This window comes from Mesocryomonas lacus (assembly GCF_055730105.2).
The window spans coordinates 455,508-471,628 of record NZ_JBUZWF020000001.1; the positions used below are offsets into that span (position 1 = coordinate 455,508).

At 65.9% G+C, this 16,121-nt stretch carries 15 protein-coding genes; 6 read left to right on the forward strand and 9 right to left on the reverse strand.

Annotation, left to right across the window (positions count from 1 at the left end):
* Positions 1–6: 6 nt before the first annotated feature.
* From ACZLZQ_RS01975 to ACZLZQ_RS01990, 4 genes are all read right to left on the reverse strand, one after another.
* Positions 7–1,860 carry a methyl-accepting chemotaxis protein gene (locus tag ACZLZQ_RS01975; RefSeq protein WP_472947886.1) on the reverse strand — a complete coding sequence of 618 codons (1,854 nt, stop codon included), beginning with the start codon at positions 1,858–1,860 and terminating at the stop codon, positions 7–9.
* Positions 1,861–2,344: 484 nt separating this feature from the next.
* Positions 2,345–3,934: an exodeoxyribonuclease VII large subunit gene (gene xseA, locus ACZLZQ_RS01980; protein ID WP_472947887.1), complete on the reverse strand. Its 1,590-nt coding sequence runs from the start codon at positions 3,932–3,934 to the stop codon at positions 2,345–2,347.
* A 79-nt stretch (positions 3,935–4,013) separates the two neighbouring features.
* Entirely contained in the window at positions 4,014–4,571 is a 558-nt protein-coding gene (locus ACZLZQ_RS01985) for a hypothetical protein (protein ID WP_472932225.1), read from the reverse strand.
* A gap of 111 nt (positions 4,572–4,682) precedes the next feature.
* Complete coding sequence (locus tag ACZLZQ_RS01990) at positions 4,683–5,633, reverse strand: LysR family transcriptional regulator (protein ID WP_472932224.1); 951 nt, start codon at positions 5,631–5,633, stop codon at positions 4,683–4,685.
* A 187-nt stretch (positions 5,634–5,820) separates the two neighbouring features.
* Between ACZLZQ_RS01990 and ACZLZQ_RS01995 the strand changes: the two genes are divergently transcribed.
* A complete protein-coding gene (locus ACZLZQ_RS01995; protein WP_472932223.1) occupies positions 5,821–6,081 on the forward strand; it encodes a YjiS-like domain-containing protein in 261 nt (86 codons plus the stop codon).
* Between the two features lie 102 nt (positions 6,082–6,183).
* On the opposite strand, the gene ACZLZQ_RS02000 is transcribed toward ACZLZQ_RS01995, so the two are convergent.
* From ACZLZQ_RS02000 to ACZLZQ_RS02015, 4 genes are all read right to left on the reverse strand, one after another.
* Positions 6,184–7,476, reverse strand: a complete 1,293-nt coding sequence (locus tag ACZLZQ_RS02000; protein ID WP_472947888.1) for a hemolysin family protein — start codon at positions 7,474–7,476, stop codon at positions 6,184–6,186.
* 223 nt (positions 7,477–7,699) lie between these two features.
* Positions 7,700–8,668 carry a hypothetical protein gene (locus ACZLZQ_RS02005; protein WP_472947889.1) on the reverse strand — a complete coding sequence of 323 codons (969 nt, stop codon included), beginning with the start codon at positions 8,666–8,668 and terminating at the stop codon, positions 7,700–7,702.
* 175 nt (positions 8,669–8,843) lie between these two features.
* Positions 8,844–10,217 (reverse strand): glutamate--cysteine ligase, encoded by a 1,374-nt coding sequence (locus ACZLZQ_RS02010; RefSeq protein ID WP_472947890.1) that lies wholly within the window; start codon positions 10,215–10,217, stop codon positions 8,844–8,846.
* 138 nt (positions 10,218–10,355) lie between these two features.
* A complete protein-coding gene (locus ACZLZQ_RS02015) occupies positions 10,356–11,117 on the reverse strand; it encodes a 16S rRNA (uracil(1498)-N(3))-methyltransferase (protein ID WP_472947891.1) in 762 nt (253 codons plus the stop codon).
* A 77-nt stretch (positions 11,118–11,194) separates the two neighbouring features.
* Between ACZLZQ_RS02015 and ACZLZQ_RS02020 the strand changes: the two genes are divergently transcribed.
* From ACZLZQ_RS02020 to yihA, 5 genes are all read left to right on the forward strand, one after another.
* Positions 11,195–11,992 carry an SDR family NAD(P)-dependent oxidoreductase gene (locus ACZLZQ_RS02020; protein ID WP_472947892.1) on the forward strand — a complete coding sequence of 266 codons (798 nt, stop codon included), beginning with the start codon at positions 11,195–11,197 and terminating at the stop codon, positions 11,990–11,992.
* Positions 11,993–12,265: 273 nt separating this feature from the next.
* Entirely contained in the window at positions 12,266–12,400 is a 135-nt protein-coding gene (gene rpmH, locus ACZLZQ_RS02025; protein WP_472932217.1) for a 50S ribosomal protein L34, read from the forward strand.
* A gap of 21 nt (positions 12,401–12,421) precedes the next feature.
* Positions 12,422–12,781, forward strand: a complete 360-nt coding sequence (gene rnpA, locus ACZLZQ_RS02030; RefSeq protein ID WP_472940226.1) for a ribonuclease P protein component — start codon at positions 12,422–12,424, stop codon at positions 12,779–12,781.
* Positions 12,782–12,784: 3 nt separating this feature from the next.
* Positions 12,785–14,599 carry a membrane protein insertase YidC gene (gene yidC / locus ACZLZQ_RS02035; RefSeq protein WP_472932215.1) on the forward strand — a complete coding sequence of 605 codons (1,815 nt, stop codon included), beginning with the start codon at positions 12,785–12,787 and terminating at the stop codon, positions 14,597–14,599.
* A 160-nt stretch (positions 14,600–14,759) separates the two neighbouring features.
* Positions 14,760–15,440, forward strand: coding sequence for a ribosome biogenesis GTP-binding protein YihA/YsxC (gene yihA / locus ACZLZQ_RS02040; protein WP_472947893.1), 681 nt, complete (start codon positions 14,760–14,762; stop codon positions 15,438–15,440).
* Here yihA and ACZLZQ_RS02045 read toward each other — a convergent pair.
* Positions 15,437–16,105 (reverse strand): TetR/AcrR family transcriptional regulator, encoded by a 669-nt coding sequence (locus tag ACZLZQ_RS02045; protein ID WP_472947894.1) that lies wholly within the window; start codon positions 16,103–16,105, stop codon positions 15,437–15,439. The two genes, yihA and ACZLZQ_RS02045, sit on opposite strands and share 4 nt — an antisense overlap.
* Between the last annotated feature and the right edge of the window lie 16 nt (positions 16,106–16,121).

Consider the following 16,121-nt stretch of genomic DNA (forward strand, 5'->3'; position numbering starts at 1 on the left):
TCCGGATCAGAACTCTTCCCAGCTATCGGCACTGGCGTTAGCGCTAGCGCTCGGCTTGGCGGCGGCGCCCCCGGTGCCGGTGCTGCGCATCTGCACGACGGGCTTGGGGCTGGCGGCCGGGGGAGCGCGGCGGGCAACCGGCGCCGGGCGCGACTGCTGCACGGCCGCGGTCTTGAAGCGGTCGACCATGGCGGCGAGTTCCTCGGTCTCCGTCGACAGGTTCTGCGCGGCGGCCGTCGTCTCCTCGACCATCGCCGCGTTCTGCTGGGTAACCTTGTCCATCTGGTCGGCGGCGACCGAGACCTCCTTCAGCGAAGCCGCCTGCTCGCGGGCGCTGCGGGCGATGTCTGCGACGACGCTCGACATTTCGCCGACCTGCATCACGATCTCCTCCAGCGAGCGGCCGGAGGCGGTGACCAGCTCGACACCCTGCGTCACCTGGGTGGTGGAGGTGGAAATCAGGTTCTTGATCTCCTTGGCGGCTTCCGCCGAACGCTGGGCAAGCCCGCGCACTTCCTGGGCGACCACAGCAAAGCCGCGACCGGCTTCGCCCGCCCGGGCGGCCTCGACACCGGCGTTGAGCGCCAGCAAGTTGGTCTGGAAGGCGATCTCGTCGATGACGCCGATGATCTTGCCGATCTCGTCGGATGATTTCTCGATCTCCGCCATGGCCGCGATGGCGCGGCTGACGATCTCGCCGCCCTTCTCGGCATTTTTCTGCGCCGTAGCGGCGGAGGCCTGCGCGCGGTTGGCGCCGGTGGCACTCTCGTTCACCTTGCCGGTCACCTCGCTGAGCGCCGCGACCGTTTCCTCGAGCGAGGCAGCCTGCTGCTCGGTCCGCTGGGCCAGATCCCCGGAGGCAACGGAGATTTCGCTGAGGCCGACCCTGATCGCGCCGATCGCCGTGACCACGGAGCCGATCGTCGCCTCGAGGGAAGTCACACTGTCGTTGAACTTGACGCGGATCGGCTCGAACTCCGGCGCCACCGCCCGGTTCATCCGCACCGTCAGATCGCCGTTGGCGAGAGCGTTGAAGCCCTGCTCAACCGCCATGACAAAAGCCTTCAGATCCTCCGCCTTGGAGTTGTCCAGCGCCGACTGTCGGTCACGCTGCGCCATCTGGGCATTTTCGGCCTCGATGGCCGAAGCGGACAGTCGCCGGTTCTCGAGACCAGCCTCCTTGAAGACTTGAACAGAGCGAGACATGGCGCCGATCTCGTCACGACGCTCGATGCCCATCACTTCTACTGCGAGATCGCCAGCGGACAGCCTGACCATCGTGCCTTCGAGTTCCTTGATCGGCTTGACCAGCCAGGCTCGCACGCCGAAGAAGCCGGCGACACCAACGAGGGCGAGGCCCGCAAGGATCATGGCCCAAGTGTTCCTCATCGTCGAGACGGACAACGCGCTGAGCTCGTTCGAACGATCGTCGACCGACTTGGTGAGGCTGGTGGCTTTTGCGGTGAAAGACTTGGAAAGGCCAGGGAACTTTGGCTGACAATCCTTCAGGTAGCGATCCTGCGACACTTTGACGTCGGCTTCCGAGACCGCCTTCGCGGCGAATTCCATCACGGACCCGCAGTCCTTATCCACCGCCTTCAGGGCCGATGCCCGCAGAACCGGGAGATCAGCGTCTGCCGGCAAGGCCTGAATCGCCTTGTTCATGTATTCGACAAAACCAGCGCGGGCTTCCGCCACCTCCGTCAACGCGGACTTGTTCATCTCATCGCTGCGGGACATCATGAGATCGCCCACAGCGGCGCGGGCGGTCTGCAGGGAGCGGTTGGCCCTCGCCATTACCAATGCCGCCTTGGCATTCGTGTCGATCACACCGCTATAGGAGTCGTCGACTGCCTGCAACTGTGTTCCCGCATAGTAAGCAACGGCAATTCCAAAGACGCCAAAAGATGCTAGCAGTACAAAAAATTTGCCAATAATAGAAACATTCTTCATCGGTTCCGCGCCTTTGGTAAGTGACGATTAGAGGATGCGACAACATCTCTTACCCGGCACAATACGGTCGCGGCTATTAAAGAATGTTAAAAGTAAGTTATTGTTATTATTGCCAGAACTTCTCTAGCTTGGTCTTACGGCTTGCTTACAAAAACTCATCTCGGAAGCATCGAGACACTTCTATCATCCCAGTTTCTGGGACTGCGGGCGGGACTTGGCAGCAGAAAAGCCTGCATGCCCGCCGAAGATGGTCTTCCGTAACGATGGCCCGCGCGAAAACGAAAAGCGCGTCCCACGCAAAATCTTCGATAGCTCGTCTTCCTAGGTTGGCGAGTCGGCTCCGACCAGAGGAGTGTCGGCGCAGCGAGCGTCGCGCCTGACAACCGCAGCCCTAGAACAGCGTGCCTTGCATGTCGGTCCCGGCCTTCGCCGGTTTCGCCCGCTTGACCTTCGGTGCCCTCGCCGGTGCCGTGCCGAGATCGAGGGGCTCGACGGCCACCGCGTCGCGGCGCTCACGGCCGGTGAACTCGACCTGGAAGGCCATGCCGGGAACGAGGTTTTCCGCCCGTGTGATGGGCACGTCGTCCGTCCCGCGGATGATCGCATAGCCGCGCTGCAGCACGCGGCGGGGGTCGAGGCTGGCCGCAACCCGGCTCGCCGCATCGAGCGCCCGCCGGCGCTGGTCGAGCCTCTGCGCGAAGGCCTGGGTGAAGCGCGCCGACAGGCCGTCGAGCCGGTGGCGGGCCTGCAGGCTGCGGGCGGCGATGATGTGCGGGCGCAGATCCGAGGTCAGCCGGTCGAAGCGCTGGCGGCGCCGGGCGACCAGTCCCTCGAAGGCGTGCGCGGCATGGCTGTCGGCATGGCGCAGATCGCCGCGCTTCTCGCGCAGCAGCGTGTCGAGACTCGACGGCGCCAACCGCAGACCAACCTCGCCGTAGGCGCGGCGCTTCTCGAAGACGGCGAGCGTCAGGCAGCGGCCGATGGCGGTGGCGGCTTCGTCGAGCCGGCGGCGCGGCAGCGCGAGCAGCATGTCGGGCGTCGGCAGCGCGCGGGCGGCGCCGGCCACCGTGCGGCGCGATTCGCCGAGGCGGCGCGAGACCGCCTGGCCGTGGCGGGCGTGGAGCACGGCGAGCGTCGCGACGAGATCAGCCCGCACCGGCACGGCCATCTCGGCAGCGCCGGTCGGCGTCGGCGCGCGCACGTCCGCGGCGTGGTCGATCAGCGTCCAGTCGGTCTCGTGGCCGACGGCCGAGATCAGCGGGATGACGGAGGCCGCGGCCGCGCGCACCACGATCTCGTCGTTGAAACCCCAGAGATCCTCAAGGCTGCCGCCCCCGCGAGCGACGATGATGACGTCCGGCCGCGGAATGCCGGTGCTGCCGTCGAGCGCGTTGAATCCTTCGATCGCCGCCGCCACCTCGGCACCGGACGTCTCGCCTTGCACCCGGACCGGCCAGACCAGGAGATGAACCGGGAAGCGGTCGGCGATGCGGTGGCGGATGTCGCGGATGACGGCGCCGGTCGGCGAGGTCACGACGCCGATGACATTCGGCATGAACGGCAGCAGCTGCTTGCGCTCGCCCGCGAACAGGCCCTCGGCCTCCAGCCGCAGCCGGCGCTCGTTGACCAGCGCCATCAGCGCGCCGGCGCCGGCCGGCTCGATCTGCTCGATGACGATCTGGTATTTCGACGAGCCGGGATAGGTGGTGAGCTTTCCGGTCGCGATCACCTCCAGCCCCTCCTCCGGCTTGAAGGCGAGCTTGGAAAACGAGGTACGCCAGATCATGGCTTCGAGCCGCGCCCGGTCGTCCTTCAGCGCGAAATAGGCGTGCCCCGAGGAGTGCGGGCCGCGATAGCCGGAAATCTCGCCGCGCACGCGCACATGGTCGAAGGTTTCCTCGACCGTCCGCTTCAGCGCCCCGGACAGCTCCGAGACCGAATATTCCGTGACATTGCTGGGCGCGGGATCGAGGAGGCTCATGCCGCCCATCTGCCGGCGAAGATGTCGAGAGGTCAAGTAAACCAAGCGGGGTAAATTGCGGGACGCAGCTTGCGGCCGCTCATCCAAAGATGCCGCAAGCGGTTGTCGCGACCCTCAACCACCCGCCGCTCTTGGCGACAAGGGATAGCTTCTTGGCGTCGGCGTTCGGCAGCGGATCGTCGGGGCCGCTGTCGTCATAGCCCTGTTCGATCACGACGGCGCAGTCCCCCTTTTGCAAGACGAAGACGACCGGGGCACTCGCGCAGTTTTTCGTGATGCCGCACCGGCCCGCTTCGTGGAAATAGACCTCGGAATCCGCTTGAACAACGTCGCCCCAGCCGAGCGCGTTAAACTCACGTTCGCCGTTGCGCAGAAGGTAAAACTGGCCTTGGCCGGTGGGCTGGCGGAGCAAGGTAGCGCACTCTGTACCGGGTGGCCGGCGCACACTTCCGACCTCGTATTTGACATAGCCGACGGCGCCGAAACGCCATGCGGTGATGACTTTGAGGGTGTTGCCAACCGGTGGCAGCAAGACGCCAAGCAGGGCGACGGCTGCACCGATTGCGCCGACCTGCTTCACCAGGTGGTCGGCCAAACCGAGCCCACTAATCCATCGCTGCTTCCAGGCATCCGGCATGGTGAGCCCCCCCCGAGCGCCGATCAGGAGACTACGATGCACCAGGCATTTCAACCCCAGACTGTATTGCCACCAACACAGATGCGCGTTTAAGCAAGTGGCTGCGGCGTCTCACCACCCGGCGGCCACCATGCCCGAGCGCTGGCGCGGCGCGGGAAGGGCGCGGTTGTCCTGCAGCCGGCCGGCCGCCTGGGCAGCCTGGGGCGGCACCATGTTCTGCAGGCTTTCGCGGATATGGGCGATCAGTGCCTCGATTGCCGGGCGGGACGAGTTCTTGGCGCGGATCATGCCGATCTCGGCGTCCTCGAGCCGCGGAAAGCCTTCGGCTTCACCGAGCACCCGCATGCCCGAGCGCAGCGCGCATTCCGGCAGGACGCTGACGGCGAGACCCGACAGCACCGCCGAGGTGACGATGGTCGCCGACCAGGAGGTGAACAGAATCCGGTGCTCGCGGCCCATCAGGTTCAGCGCGTCGATGCACTGCTTGCGCCAATGGCAGTCGGCCCGGCCGATGGCCAGCGGCAGGACCTTTTCCAGATGCACCGAATGGGCCGCCGAGGTGACGAAGTGCAGCGGCTCGCGCCGGACCACCTCGGCCTGCATCGTCCGCGTCGGGCAGACCAGCGCGACGTCGAGATGACCCTTCTCGACGTGCTCGATAAGGTTGGTGGTCGGCTCGCAGGCGATCTGCAGCTCGACCTTCGGGTTGGAGCGCGAGAACCGGGCCATGATCTCGGGCAGGAAGCGCTCGGCATAGTCGTCGGGCAAGCCGATGCGCACGAATCCCTCGATCGATTCTTCGTCGAAGGCGCAGAGCGTCTCCTCGCTGAGCGCGAGCATCTTGCGGGCGTAGGTGAGGAGCCTGGCGCCCTCGTCGGTGAGGCGGGTGGCCCGTCCGGCCCGCTCGAACAGCTGGACCGACAGTCGCTCTTCCAGCCGACGCATCTGCATCGAGACGGCGGACTGAGTCTTGAACACCTCGTCGGCGGCCCTCGTGAAGCTGCCGGAATCGACGATGGCGACGAAGGTACGGACCTGGTCGAGATCGAGTGGCGATGCCATGCGGGCCTCCATCATCCCTGTTGATGATTCATATAACCAACATTCGTTGGTTTGATCAATCGCTCCCGGTTAGAACCATTTCGTCAGGAGCATTTCGCCTCTTCGGTTCTCGCAAGACACGGTTTGCGGGAAACGGCGAAGCCATGCCCGGCGCCCAAAGACACTGGCTCGACAGGAGTTTACAGCCATGACGATCTTCTCGAGGCCCTCGACGAGGTCCCTTCCCCGCATCCCCTCGCCCCGCATTCTCTATGCCGGTGCCCGCGCCGTGCTGCGGATGATCCGCAACCGCCGCGCCGCCTACCAGATTTCGGAATTGCCGGATTATCTCCTGAACGATGTCGGGCTGAAGCGTGACGACGTGCACGAGGCGCTGCACCGCGGCTGGCGCGAAGACCCGACCTTCCAGCTCGCCGTGAAGGCATCGAAGCGCCGCCGCGGCCTATGAGGACTGCCCGCCCCGACCCCTCCAACACATGAACGGCCCGCTTTTGGCGGGCCGTTTGCATTTCAGCGTCAGTCGTCGAGGATCTTCCGGAGCACGGATCGCTCAGAGCGAGGTATCGTCGCCCTCGTCCGGCTTGGTGACGATCGGCATCGCCATCACCTTGTCGATGCGGCGGCCGTCGAGATCGATCACCTCGAAGCGCCAGTCGGCCCAGTCGAAACCCTCGCCGACGCCCGGGATATGGCCGAACTGCTCCAGCACGAAGCCGGCGAGCGTCTCGTAATCGCGGTCCTTCGGCAGCTTCAGCCAGTCCAGCGACCGCTCGAGATCGTCGATCGGCATGCCGCCGTCGAGCAACCAGGAGCCATCCGCCCGGCGGACCGCGCTGTATTCGTCGTTCTGGCCTTCCGGTAGCGACCCGGCGATGGCGACGAGGATGTCGGTCGGGGTGACGATGCCCTCGAACGAGCCGTATTCGTCGAGCACGATCGCCATGTGCAGGTTCACCGCGCGGAACCGGTCGAGCAGCTTCAGGATCGGCATGGTCTCGTTGACGAAGAGCGGATCGCGCACCGCCTTGGCAAGGTCGATGCCATGGTCCTGGCGCTGCTGCTCCAGAAGGTCCTTGGCCTGCACGACGCCGATGATGTCTTCGGCATCGGCGCCCATGACCGGGAAGCGGGAATGGCCGGAGGAGTGGATCTCGTCAAGGATCTCGGTCTGGCTGTCGGAGACCGAGAGCCAGACCGTGTCCGGGCGCGGGATCATGATCGAGCGCACGGAGCGGTCGGCGATGCGCAGCACGCCCTCCAGCATCTCGCGCTCCTTCTCCTCGAACACGCCGCTCTGCGTGCCCTCGGCGATCATCGCCTTCACGTCCTCTTCCGTCACCATGCTGGAATCAGCCGAGTTCGCGCCGACAAGGCTCGACACCGCGACGGTGGAGACGCGCAGCAGCCAGACGATCGGCGCGCCGATGGTCGCCAGTGCTTGCATGATCGGCGCCACGGCAACGGCGATGCCCTCGGCGCGGGTCATGGCGAACCGCTTCGGCACGAGCTCGCCGAGGATCAGCGAGAGATAGGTGATGACCACGACGACGATGATGAAGGCCGTGGTGTTAGCCGAGCTGCCGAGGGTCGGCTCCAGCACCTTCGCCAGGGGCTCGGCGAAGACGGAGCCACCATAGGCGCCGGCGAAGATGCCGACGAGGGTGATGCCGACCTGCACGGTGGAAAGGAAACCGGTGGGATCGTCGACGAGCTTCAGCGCGCGCCGGGCGCCGTGGCTGCCATCATCGGCCAGCTGCTGCAGTCGGGAGCGCTTGGCCGAGACCATGGCCAGCTCCGACATCGCGAAGAACCCGTTGAGAATGATCAGAAAAAAGACGATCAAAAAGTTGATCAGGAGCATTTCACCACCGGTTGCGGGCCGAGGGTCCGGCCGCCTTTGCAAATCGAGATAGCGTCAGGGACCGACAATCCAAGCACCGCGTCTCGCCCTGACATGCTGCGGGCAAAGCCCTTCCGGCAGAACACGCTGCCGCAATGCACAAGGTTCAAGGTCGAGCTATGCCATAGAACCCCCGGCCTTGTCGCCCATCCGCGATCGCCGGGCGTCAATTAGGCTCGGACGGCCCTTGGTAGCGCTCGAACAACGTGGCCATCTCGCGGGCATAATCGGCCTGGATCTGCTGGCCAGATCGCATGAGATCGGCGACCAGTCCGTCATCGGCCGGGGCGAGCGCGTCGGCGGCGGGCGACGGCGGCGGATCGCCGGCAGGCGGCGCCGGGACCTTGGCGGATTGCGCCGTTGCGCCGCTTTTTGCTGGCGTCGATGCAGCCTCGTCCAGCGTACCCCGCATGCCCTCGGCGAAAGCCTCGAACAGGGTGGCGAAGGGCAGCATCGGGTTGAAGGTCTCGGGCGCCGGGGGCGCTTGCGGCGGTGCCCGGCCCGGCGATGGCGGCACCGCGGGCATGAAGGCCATGCCTTGCCTCAGCGCGTCGCCGAAGGCGTCGGCGAAATGCCGGGGCGCGAAGGCGGCGAAGCCGGGGCCGAGCCCGGCGCCAAGCGAATCCGAGGGACGGCCCAGCGCCTCCACGGCATTGGCGCCGCGCCGCATCATCTCGGCGGTGGCCCCGGCGAAATCGCCGGTGGCAAGCCCCGCCGGCTGCTGCCGGGACAGGGTCGCCATGACCTGGCGCACCATCGTCTCCATGCTGAGCAGCGCGAGCCCCGGCATCAACTTCTGCAGGGTCTCGGGAGCAATGCCGGCGAACAGCGACGCCTGCCGGGCGATCGCCGCCGTCAGGGCGTCCGAGCCGAAGACGGTGTCCGTGAAGGCGCGGCCGCGTTCGATGCCGGGCATCGCCGCCCCGTCGCCCGGCACCATGGCGCTGAACGCCCGGGCAAGATCATTCCACGCAGCCGGGCTCGCCATCGCCTTCTCTAGACCGAGCGCGAAGGCCGGCTGCAGCGCGGCCTGGGCTTTTTCCAGCTCGTTCCGGCTGAGCCGGAACTGCTCGGCCATGGTCTCCGCCAGAAGGGTCGGATCGGTGACCATTCGCCAGTCCTCGAACCCTGCCATCGCCTTCTCCCACGGGAGCGCTACCGGCCTTTCCGACCGGAACGACGCGCTCCAAACGAAGAGAATGAACGGCTTTCGGCGGCGATGCAAAGGCACCGGCGCCGCAGATCAGCGGCGGCACCGGCATCGGGACGTAGGAATCGCCGGCAATCCGGCTTCGACGGCGCGGTGCCGATCAGTAGGTGAGGTGTTTGAAGACCTTGCCCATGTCGCGGCCCCACTCCTCCTCGTAGAGGCGGACGAGCTCCTCGGCCGAGGTGGTGCCGCGCGCGACCACTTCCTTCAGCGGCGCGAGGAAGACGCTCTCGTCATTGCCCTCGTCGTTGAGTCGGGCACGGCGCTTCAGCCCCTCGTTCGAAATGTCGAGGGTCTGACGGGCGAGGTCGAGCACAGTGCCCGAGCGGAACGGCGTGCGGAAACCCTCCTTCGGCACTTGGCTGCGCAGCGCCGACACTTCCTCAAAGCCCCAGTCCTTTGTCATCTCCTCGGCCTCGTCGAGCGCCGTCGCATCGTAGAGCAGGCCGACCCAGTAGGCCGGCAGCGCGCAGATGCGGCGCCACGGTCCGCCATCGGCGCCGCGCATCTCGAGGAAACGCTTCAGCCTGACGTCGGGGAAGAGAGTGGAAAGGTGGTTGGTCCAGTCGCCCATGTTCGGGCGGGGATCGCTGACCTTGCCCTTCAGCGCGCCGTCGAGGAACTGGCGGAAGGTGATGTCAGTCGCGTCGCGGTAGCGCCCGTCGCGCATGACGAAGTACATCGGCACGTCGAGCGCCCATTCGGCATAGTCGGAATAGGTGAAGCCGGGCTCGAACACGAAGGGCAGGAGGCCCGAGCGCTGGTTGTCGACATCGGACCAGACGTCGGAGCGCCAGGAAACCAAGCCATTCGGCTTGCCCTCGGTGAACGGCGAATTGGCGAACAGCGCCGAGGCGACCGCCTGCAGCCGCATGCCGACCTGCATCTTCCGGCGCATGTCGCGCTCCGAGGAGAAGTCAAGGTTCACCTGGATCGTCGTCGTGCGGTACATCATGTCGAGACCGCGGGTGCCGATCTTCGGCATGTAGTTGCGCATGATGTCGTAGCGCGACTTCGGCATGATCGGCGTCTCGGCCAGCGTCCAGGTCGGGCTGGAGCCGAGGCCGAGGAAGTCGATGCCGAGCGGCTTGGCGACCTGGCGAACCTGGGCCAGGTGCTGGTTGGATTCGCGGCAGGTTTCGTGGATCGTCTTCACCGGCGCGCCGGAAAGCTCGAACTGGCCGCCCGGCTCCAGCGATATCGCGCCCATGCCGTCGGCGCCGGCGAGGCCGATCAGCCGGCCATCGTCGATGATCGGCTCCCAGCCGGATAGCGCCTGCATGCCCTCGAGCAGCTTGCGGATGCCCCGCTCGCCCTCATAGGGCACCGGCGAGAGGTCGGCGGTATAGAAGCCGAACTTCTCGTGCTCGGTGCCGATGCGGAAGGCGTCTTCCGGCTTCTCGCCGTCCCGCATGTGCTCGACGAGGTCTTCCATTCCGGCAATCGGCGTCAGATCGGTGGTATCGCGCGCCATGGAATGCCCTCGAAGTTTTGGTCGCGACCCGTCCGGGCGGAAGGGCGCGTCTGTTGCAGGGATCGCTGTCTGAAATCTTTCAGGATGTTTCGCAAGCGGAATCGATTGAACGGTGTGGCCGCTTCGCCCGGCAGCGCCTCAGCTGGGGTTGGTGTTCCAGTCGCCGACGGCCGCCTGCAGGACCGCAAGGGCTGCGACCGCTGCAGTATCGGCGCGCAGGATGCGGGGACCGAGCGACATCACGATGACGCCATCCACCGCCAGCAATTGCCGGCGCTCGTCGGCGGAAAAGCCGCCCTCCGGCCCAATCAGCAGCGATAGCGGCCTCGCGCTCGCGGCCATCGCATCGCGCAGCACGTCTATCGAGCTCGCAGCATCCGCACGCTCGTCGCAGAAGACCAGCGTCCGCGTGCCGTCCCAGGCAGCGAGGACATCCGTGAGGCGCAGCATGTCGCGGCAGTCCGGAATGGACAAGATGCCGCACTGCTCGGCGGCCTCCACCGCATTGGCGCGCATGCGCTCGGTCTTGATGCGCGGCGCCTGGACATGCTGCGTCATCACCGGCTGCAGCACGCCGGCGCCCATCTCGACAGCCTTCTGCACCATGTAGTCGAGCCGTGCCTGCTTCAGCGGCGCGAACAGATATTCGAGCGCCGGCACCGGCGTCTGCGGCCGCACAAGGCGTTGCGGCGTCAGCGAGAGGCGCTTCTTCGACGGCTGCTGCAGGCCGGTCAGCCACTCGCCGTCGCGGCCGTTGAACAGGAGAACGCCATCCGCCGCCGTCAGGCGCAGGACGTTGACGAGGTAGTTGAACTGCTCGGGCGTCGCCTCGATGGGCGCATCCGCGGCGAGGTCGGCATCGACGAAGAGGCGGGGGCTGCGAAAGTCGTGATCGGGCATCGCCGTTCTTAACGCCTCTCCTGGCGAAACCGAAAGTCCCCAGCCCCGTTGTCGGGCAAACAGCAAGGGATTGTATCATGGACTTGGGTATCAAAGGTCGCGTCGCGATCATCACCGGTGCTGCCGGCGGCATGGGCTTCGAGACGGCAAAGCAGTTGGCGGCCGAAGGCGCGCTGCTGGTTCTGTCGGACATGAAGATCGACGAACTGGAGAAGAAGGCCGCCGAGCTTCCAACCGAATCCGTCTGCGTCGCCGCCGACGTCACTAAGCAGGCCGATGTCGACGCGATCGCGGCGGCAGCGCTGAAGCGCTTCGGGCGCATCGACATCGTCGTCCACATGTCCGGCATCACTGGCGCCAAGGGCCACCCGCTGGAGATGAAGGACGAGGACTACGAGGAGGCCTGGAAGATCGACTTCTTCTCGGCCGTCCGCATGGCCCGCGCCACCTTCCCCACCATGCGCGCTGCAAACTGGGGCCGCTTCGTCTGCATCACCTCAGAAAACGCCGTCCAGCCCTATTGGGAAGAGGCGACCTACAACGCCGCCAAGGCGTCGCTCGCGACCTTCGTCAAGAACCTCTCCTACAAGGAAGCCGAGCACGGCATTCTCTGCAACACCGTCTCCCCGGCCTTCATCGAGACGCCGATGACCGACGGCATGATGGAGAAGCGCTCCGAGGAGAAGGGCGTCTCCTTCGACGAGGCGATCGAAAGCTTCCTCGATGAAGAGCGTCCAGGCATCTCGCTGAAGCGGCGCGGCCGCGTAGACGAAGTGGCGGCGGTCATCGCCCTTTTGGTTTCCGACCGAGCCTCGTTCATCAACGGCTCGAACGTTCGCGTCGATGGCGGCTCCGTGCAGGCCGTCCAGAACTAGAACCACCCTTCGGCTGCTTGGGCACCCCGCCCCGCCCTCAGCGCCCGCCGCGCGCCCGGGCAGCCGTTTTTCCGCCGGCAGGATGCAGCGCACGCTGCGCACCGGCGATTGACTTTTGTCCCAGCCTCTTCCTATAAGCACCCAAACGAGCGGACGGCGTCTGCGCGGGGTTTCGCGCATGCCATGATGCCGCCGTCCAATGACGACGATCCGGTCTCCGGTAATTTTTTCGCACGATCAAGAGGCCTGCGGCACGGCTGCGGGGATGGAACAATGAAGCGCACTTTCCAGCCGAGCAATCTCGTCCGCAAGCGTCGCCACGGCTTCCGTGCGCGCATGGAGACGGTCGGCGGCCGCAAGGTCATCGCGTCGCGTCGCGCCAAGGGCCGCAAGCGCCTCTCGGCCTAAACCGACATGGGCTTCGGCCGGATGAAGACGCGCGCCGAGTTTCTCGCCGCGCGCAAGGGGCGGCGTCTGAATGGCCCGCTCTTCTTCATCGAGGCGCTCGACCGCAAGGACGAGGACGAGGCTAGGCTAGGCTTGACGGTAACCCGCAAGGTGGGCAACGCCGTCGAGCGAAACCGCATCCGCCGGCGCTTGCGCGAGGCGGTGCGGCTGGAATGTGGAAATGACATGGCCTCGGGCTTCGACTATGTCGTCGTCGCCCGTCGCGATCTTCTCGGCGTGCCCTTCGCGACGCTGAAGCACGAGCTGTCCCGGCGCTTCGCGCGGACCCGGCGCGATCGGCCGGCGCCCGTTGACACCGGCAGGGCACCCACCGGGGAATAATCCATGCAGAACAACCGCAACTTCCTGATCGCCATGGCGCTGTCGATTGCCGTGCTGGTCGGCTGGCAGTTCTTGGTCGTCAGCCCGCGTATGGAAGCGCAGCGCCAGGCGCAGATTGCCGCCGGCAATTCGCCGGGCTCGCTGCAGACGCCGCAGACCCCTGCCGGCACGCCGCAGCAGAGCGTCCCCGCCCCGGCCGGCCGCGAGAGCATCGTCCCCTCCTCCGCCAACACGCCGCTGCCGGGCACCGCCACCCGCGAGCAGGCCCTGGCGGACGCACCGCGGATCGCGGTCGACACGCCGACGCTGGTCGGCTCGATCAACCTGCGCGGCGCCCGGCTGGACGATCTTCGCCTGCGCAAGTATCACGACACCGTCGACGACAATTCCCCGACAATCGTCCTGCTCTCGCCCGAAGCGACGCACGACGCCTATTACGCCGAATTCGGCTATTCCGGCACGGATGCCGGCACGACGCCTGGCCCGCAGACGGTGTGGACTGCCGAGGGCAACCAGACCCTGACGCACACCGCCCCGGTGGTGTTGACCTATACCAACGAGAAGGCCGTCACCTTCCGCCGCGAGATCGCCCTCGACGGCGACTACATGTTCACCATGACCGACACGGTCGAGAACGCCGGCACCACGCCGGTCTCGGTCTCGCCCTATGGCCGCGTCGTGCGCTTCACCAAGCCGCAGGTCGCCTCGGCTTGGGTCGTGTTCGAGGGCCTCCTCGGCGTCTTCGGCGACGAGGGCGTGACGGAGACCACCTTCTCGAAGATAGAGAGCGAAGGCCGCGTGCAGCCCGCCAAGGCCTCCAGCGGCTGGCTCGGCGTCACCGACAAGTACTGGGCGACCGCGCTGATCCCGGAGACCGGCCGGCCGTTCTCCTCGGAGTTCCTGTACCAGTCCTCCGGCCGCCCTCAGTACCACAGCTCCTATCTCAGCGACCCCGTCACCGTCGCGCCCGGCGCCACCGCCAAGGTGGTCTCGCGCACCTTCGCCGGCCCCAAGGTCGTCGATGTCATCGACGGCTACGAGAAAGAGGCCGGCGTCCAGAAGTTCGGCCAGCTGATCGACTGGGGCTGGTTCTTCTTCATCACCCGCCCGCTGTTCCACGTCATCGACTGGCTGTTCAACTTCACCGGCAATTTCGGTGCGGCCATCCTGATCGTCACCGTTGGCCTCAAGCTGATCTTCTTCCCGCTCGCCTCGAAGTCGTACAAGTCGATGGCGAAGATGAAGAACATCCAGCCGAAGATTGTCGAGCTGCGTGAGAAATACGCAGACGACAAGATGAAGCAGCAACAGGCGATGATGGAGATCTACAAGACCGAAAAGATCAATCCGGCCGCCGGCTGCTGGCCGGTTCTGGTGCAGATCCCGGTCTTCTTCGCGCTCTACAAGGTGCTCTACGTCACCATCGAGATGCGGCATGCGCCGTTCTTCGGCTGGATCCAGGATCTCGCCGCGCCCGATCCGACCAGCCTCTTCAACCTGTTCGGCCTGATCCCCTGGTCGCCGCCGCATGCGCTGCTGATCGGCGTCTGGCCGCTTCTGATGGGCATCACGATGTTCGTCCAGATGAAGCTGAACCCGACGCCGCCGGACCCGACGCAGAAGATGATCTTCACCTGGATGCCGGTGATCTTCACCTTCATGCTGGCGACCTTCCCGGCCGGCCTCGTGATCTACTGGACCTGGAACAACACGCTTTCGATCATCCAGCAGTCGGTGATCATGAAGCGCAACGGCACCAAGATCGAGCTGTTCGACAACATCCGCGACGTGTTCAAGCGGAACAAGAAAGAAGCCTGAGCCAGCGGTTCAGGCGACATCGAAGAGCCGGAGGTCCTGCCTCCGGCTCTTCGCGTTTTCAGGCTGGCGTCGAAACGCTATGAAGGGAGACGCCCTCCCCGTGCCTGCCCCATCCTTGCCGCCCGGCGTGGCACCAAAAATCCAGCTGGAGACGGCCCTCATGAGCGACTTCATCAAAAACGAAGGCCCGGCCGCGGGCGGCGACCACCGGCTGTTTTTCGCCCGGCCCTGGGTGTTCATCCGCGGCGTGCCGGCGATGAAGTTCCTGCCGCCGGAAGGCCCACCGGAGGTCGCCTTCGCCGGCCGCTCGAACGTCGGCAAGTCCTCGCTGATCAATGCGCTGGTCGGACAGAAGGGCCTCGCCCGTACGTCGAACACGCCGGGTCGGACGCAGGAGCTGAACTATTTCGTGCCGGGCGGCCATACCGGCGAGAACGGCGACCTGCCGCCGATCGCCCTCGTCGACATGCCCGGCTACGGCTATGCCGAGGCGCCGAAGGACCAGGTGGATGCTTGGACGCGCCTCGTCTTCGACTATCTCCGCGGCCGCGCGACGCTGAAGCGGGTGTTCGTGCTGATCGATTCGCGCCACGGCATCAAGACCAACGACGCCGACGTGCTGGCCCTCCTGGACAAGGCCGCCGTCTCCTACCAGATCGTCCTGACGAAGACCGACAAGATCAAGCCGGAGGGCGTGCCGAAACTGATCGACGCGACGCTGAAGCTGATCGCCAAGAGACCGGCCGCGTTTCCCGTGCTGATCGCGACATCCTCGGAAAAAAACCTCGGCCTCACCGAACTGCAGCAGACGATCACCTCGTTCGCCACTGAGGAGCGCTAGGCGCCCTCGCCCGAAACCGGCTCTGCGCCCGGAGCGGCAACGCCGTAGCCGGCCATGAACAGCGTGACGGCCGCATCGACCGTTCGGGCGATCTCGTTCGCCGTCGGATCGGGAAGGTCCTGGTTGAACAGTCGGCAGCGGAACAACCCTGCCATTGCCAGTTCGTTGAACTGGTGCGCCGCCATCACCGGATCGGGGACCTTCAGATGCCCTGCCGCGGTGGCGGACGAGAGGTAGGACGACAGCAAAGCGATGGCCCGCTGGGGGCCCTTGGCGAAGAACTCGATGCCGATCTCCGGCATGCGGCTGGCGACGGCGATCACCGTGCGGTTGACCCGCATGATCTTCGCCGTGGTCAGCATGGTGGTCAGCGCTTCGCCATAGGTGCGCAGCGTTTCGGCCGGGTGGGTCGGATCGGTGAAGATCTTCTCGATCCGCGCGAAATAGGCGTCCCGCGTCTCGGCGATCAGGGCGGTGAACAGTTCTTCCTTGCTGCGGAAATAGACGTAGAGCGTCGACTTGGAGACGCCGGCCGCCCGGGTGACGTCGTTCATGCTGGCGGCATCGAAGCCGAGCGAACTGAACACCTGGCGCGCGCCCTCGAGAATCTGCCCACGCTTCAGCGGATCCTCGCCGGCGGCAGAACGGACGGCCACCTCGCTCATCGCCAGCCGCCGCGGC

Bases quoted from the DNA above. Each gene is read 5' to 3' on its own strand.
- xseA (WP_472947887.1), bottom strand. From the start codon at position 3,934: ATGAGCCTCCTCGATCCCGCGCCCAGCAATGTCACGGAATATTCGGTC.
- ACZLZQ_RS01985 (WP_472932225.1), bottom strand. From the start codon at position 4,571: ATGCCGGATGCCTGGAAGCAGCGATGGATTAGTGGGCTCGGTTTGGCC.
- ACZLZQ_RS01990 (WP_472932224.1), bottom strand. From the start codon at position 5,633: ATGGCATCGCCACTCGATCTCGACCAGGTCCGTACCTTCGTCGCCATC.
- ACZLZQ_RS01995 (WP_472932223.1), top strand. From the start codon at position 5,821: ATGACGATCTTCTCGAGGCCCTCGACGAGGTCCCTTCCCCGCATCCCC.
- ACZLZQ_RS02005 (WP_472947889.1), bottom strand. From the start codon at position 8,668: ATGGCAGGGTTCGAGGACTGGCGAATGGTCACCGATCCGACCCTTCTG.
- ACZLZQ_RS02010 (WP_472947890.1), bottom strand. From the start codon at position 10,217: ATGGCGCGCGATACCACCGATCTGACGCCGATTGCCGGAATGGAAGAC.
- ACZLZQ_RS02015 (WP_472947891.1), bottom strand. From the start codon at position 11,117: ATGCCCGATCACGACTTTCGCAGCCCCCGCCTCTTCGTCGATGCCGAC.
- ACZLZQ_RS02020 (WP_472947892.1), top strand. From the start codon at position 11,195: ATGGACTTGGGTATCAAAGGTCGCGTCGCGATCATCACCGGTGCTGCC.
- rpmH (WP_472932217.1), top strand. From the start codon at position 12,266: ATGAAGCGCACTTTCCAGCCGAGCAATCTCGTCCGCAAGCGTCGCCAC.
- rnpA (WP_472940226.1), top strand. From the start codon at position 12,422: ATGAAGACGCGCGCCGAGTTTCTCGCCGCGCGCAAGGGGCGGCGTCTG.
- yidC (WP_472932215.1), top strand. From the start codon at position 12,785: ATGCAGAACAACCGCAACTTCCTGATCGCCATGGCGCTGTCGATTGCC.
- yihA (WP_472947893.1), top strand. From the start codon at position 14,760: ATGAGCGACTTCATCAAAAACGAAGGCCCGGCCGCGGGCGGCGACCAC.
- ACZLZQ_RS02045 (WP_472947894.1), bottom strand. From the start codon at position 16,105: ATGAGCGAGGTGGCCGTCCGTTCTGCCGCCGGCGAGGATCCGCTGAAG.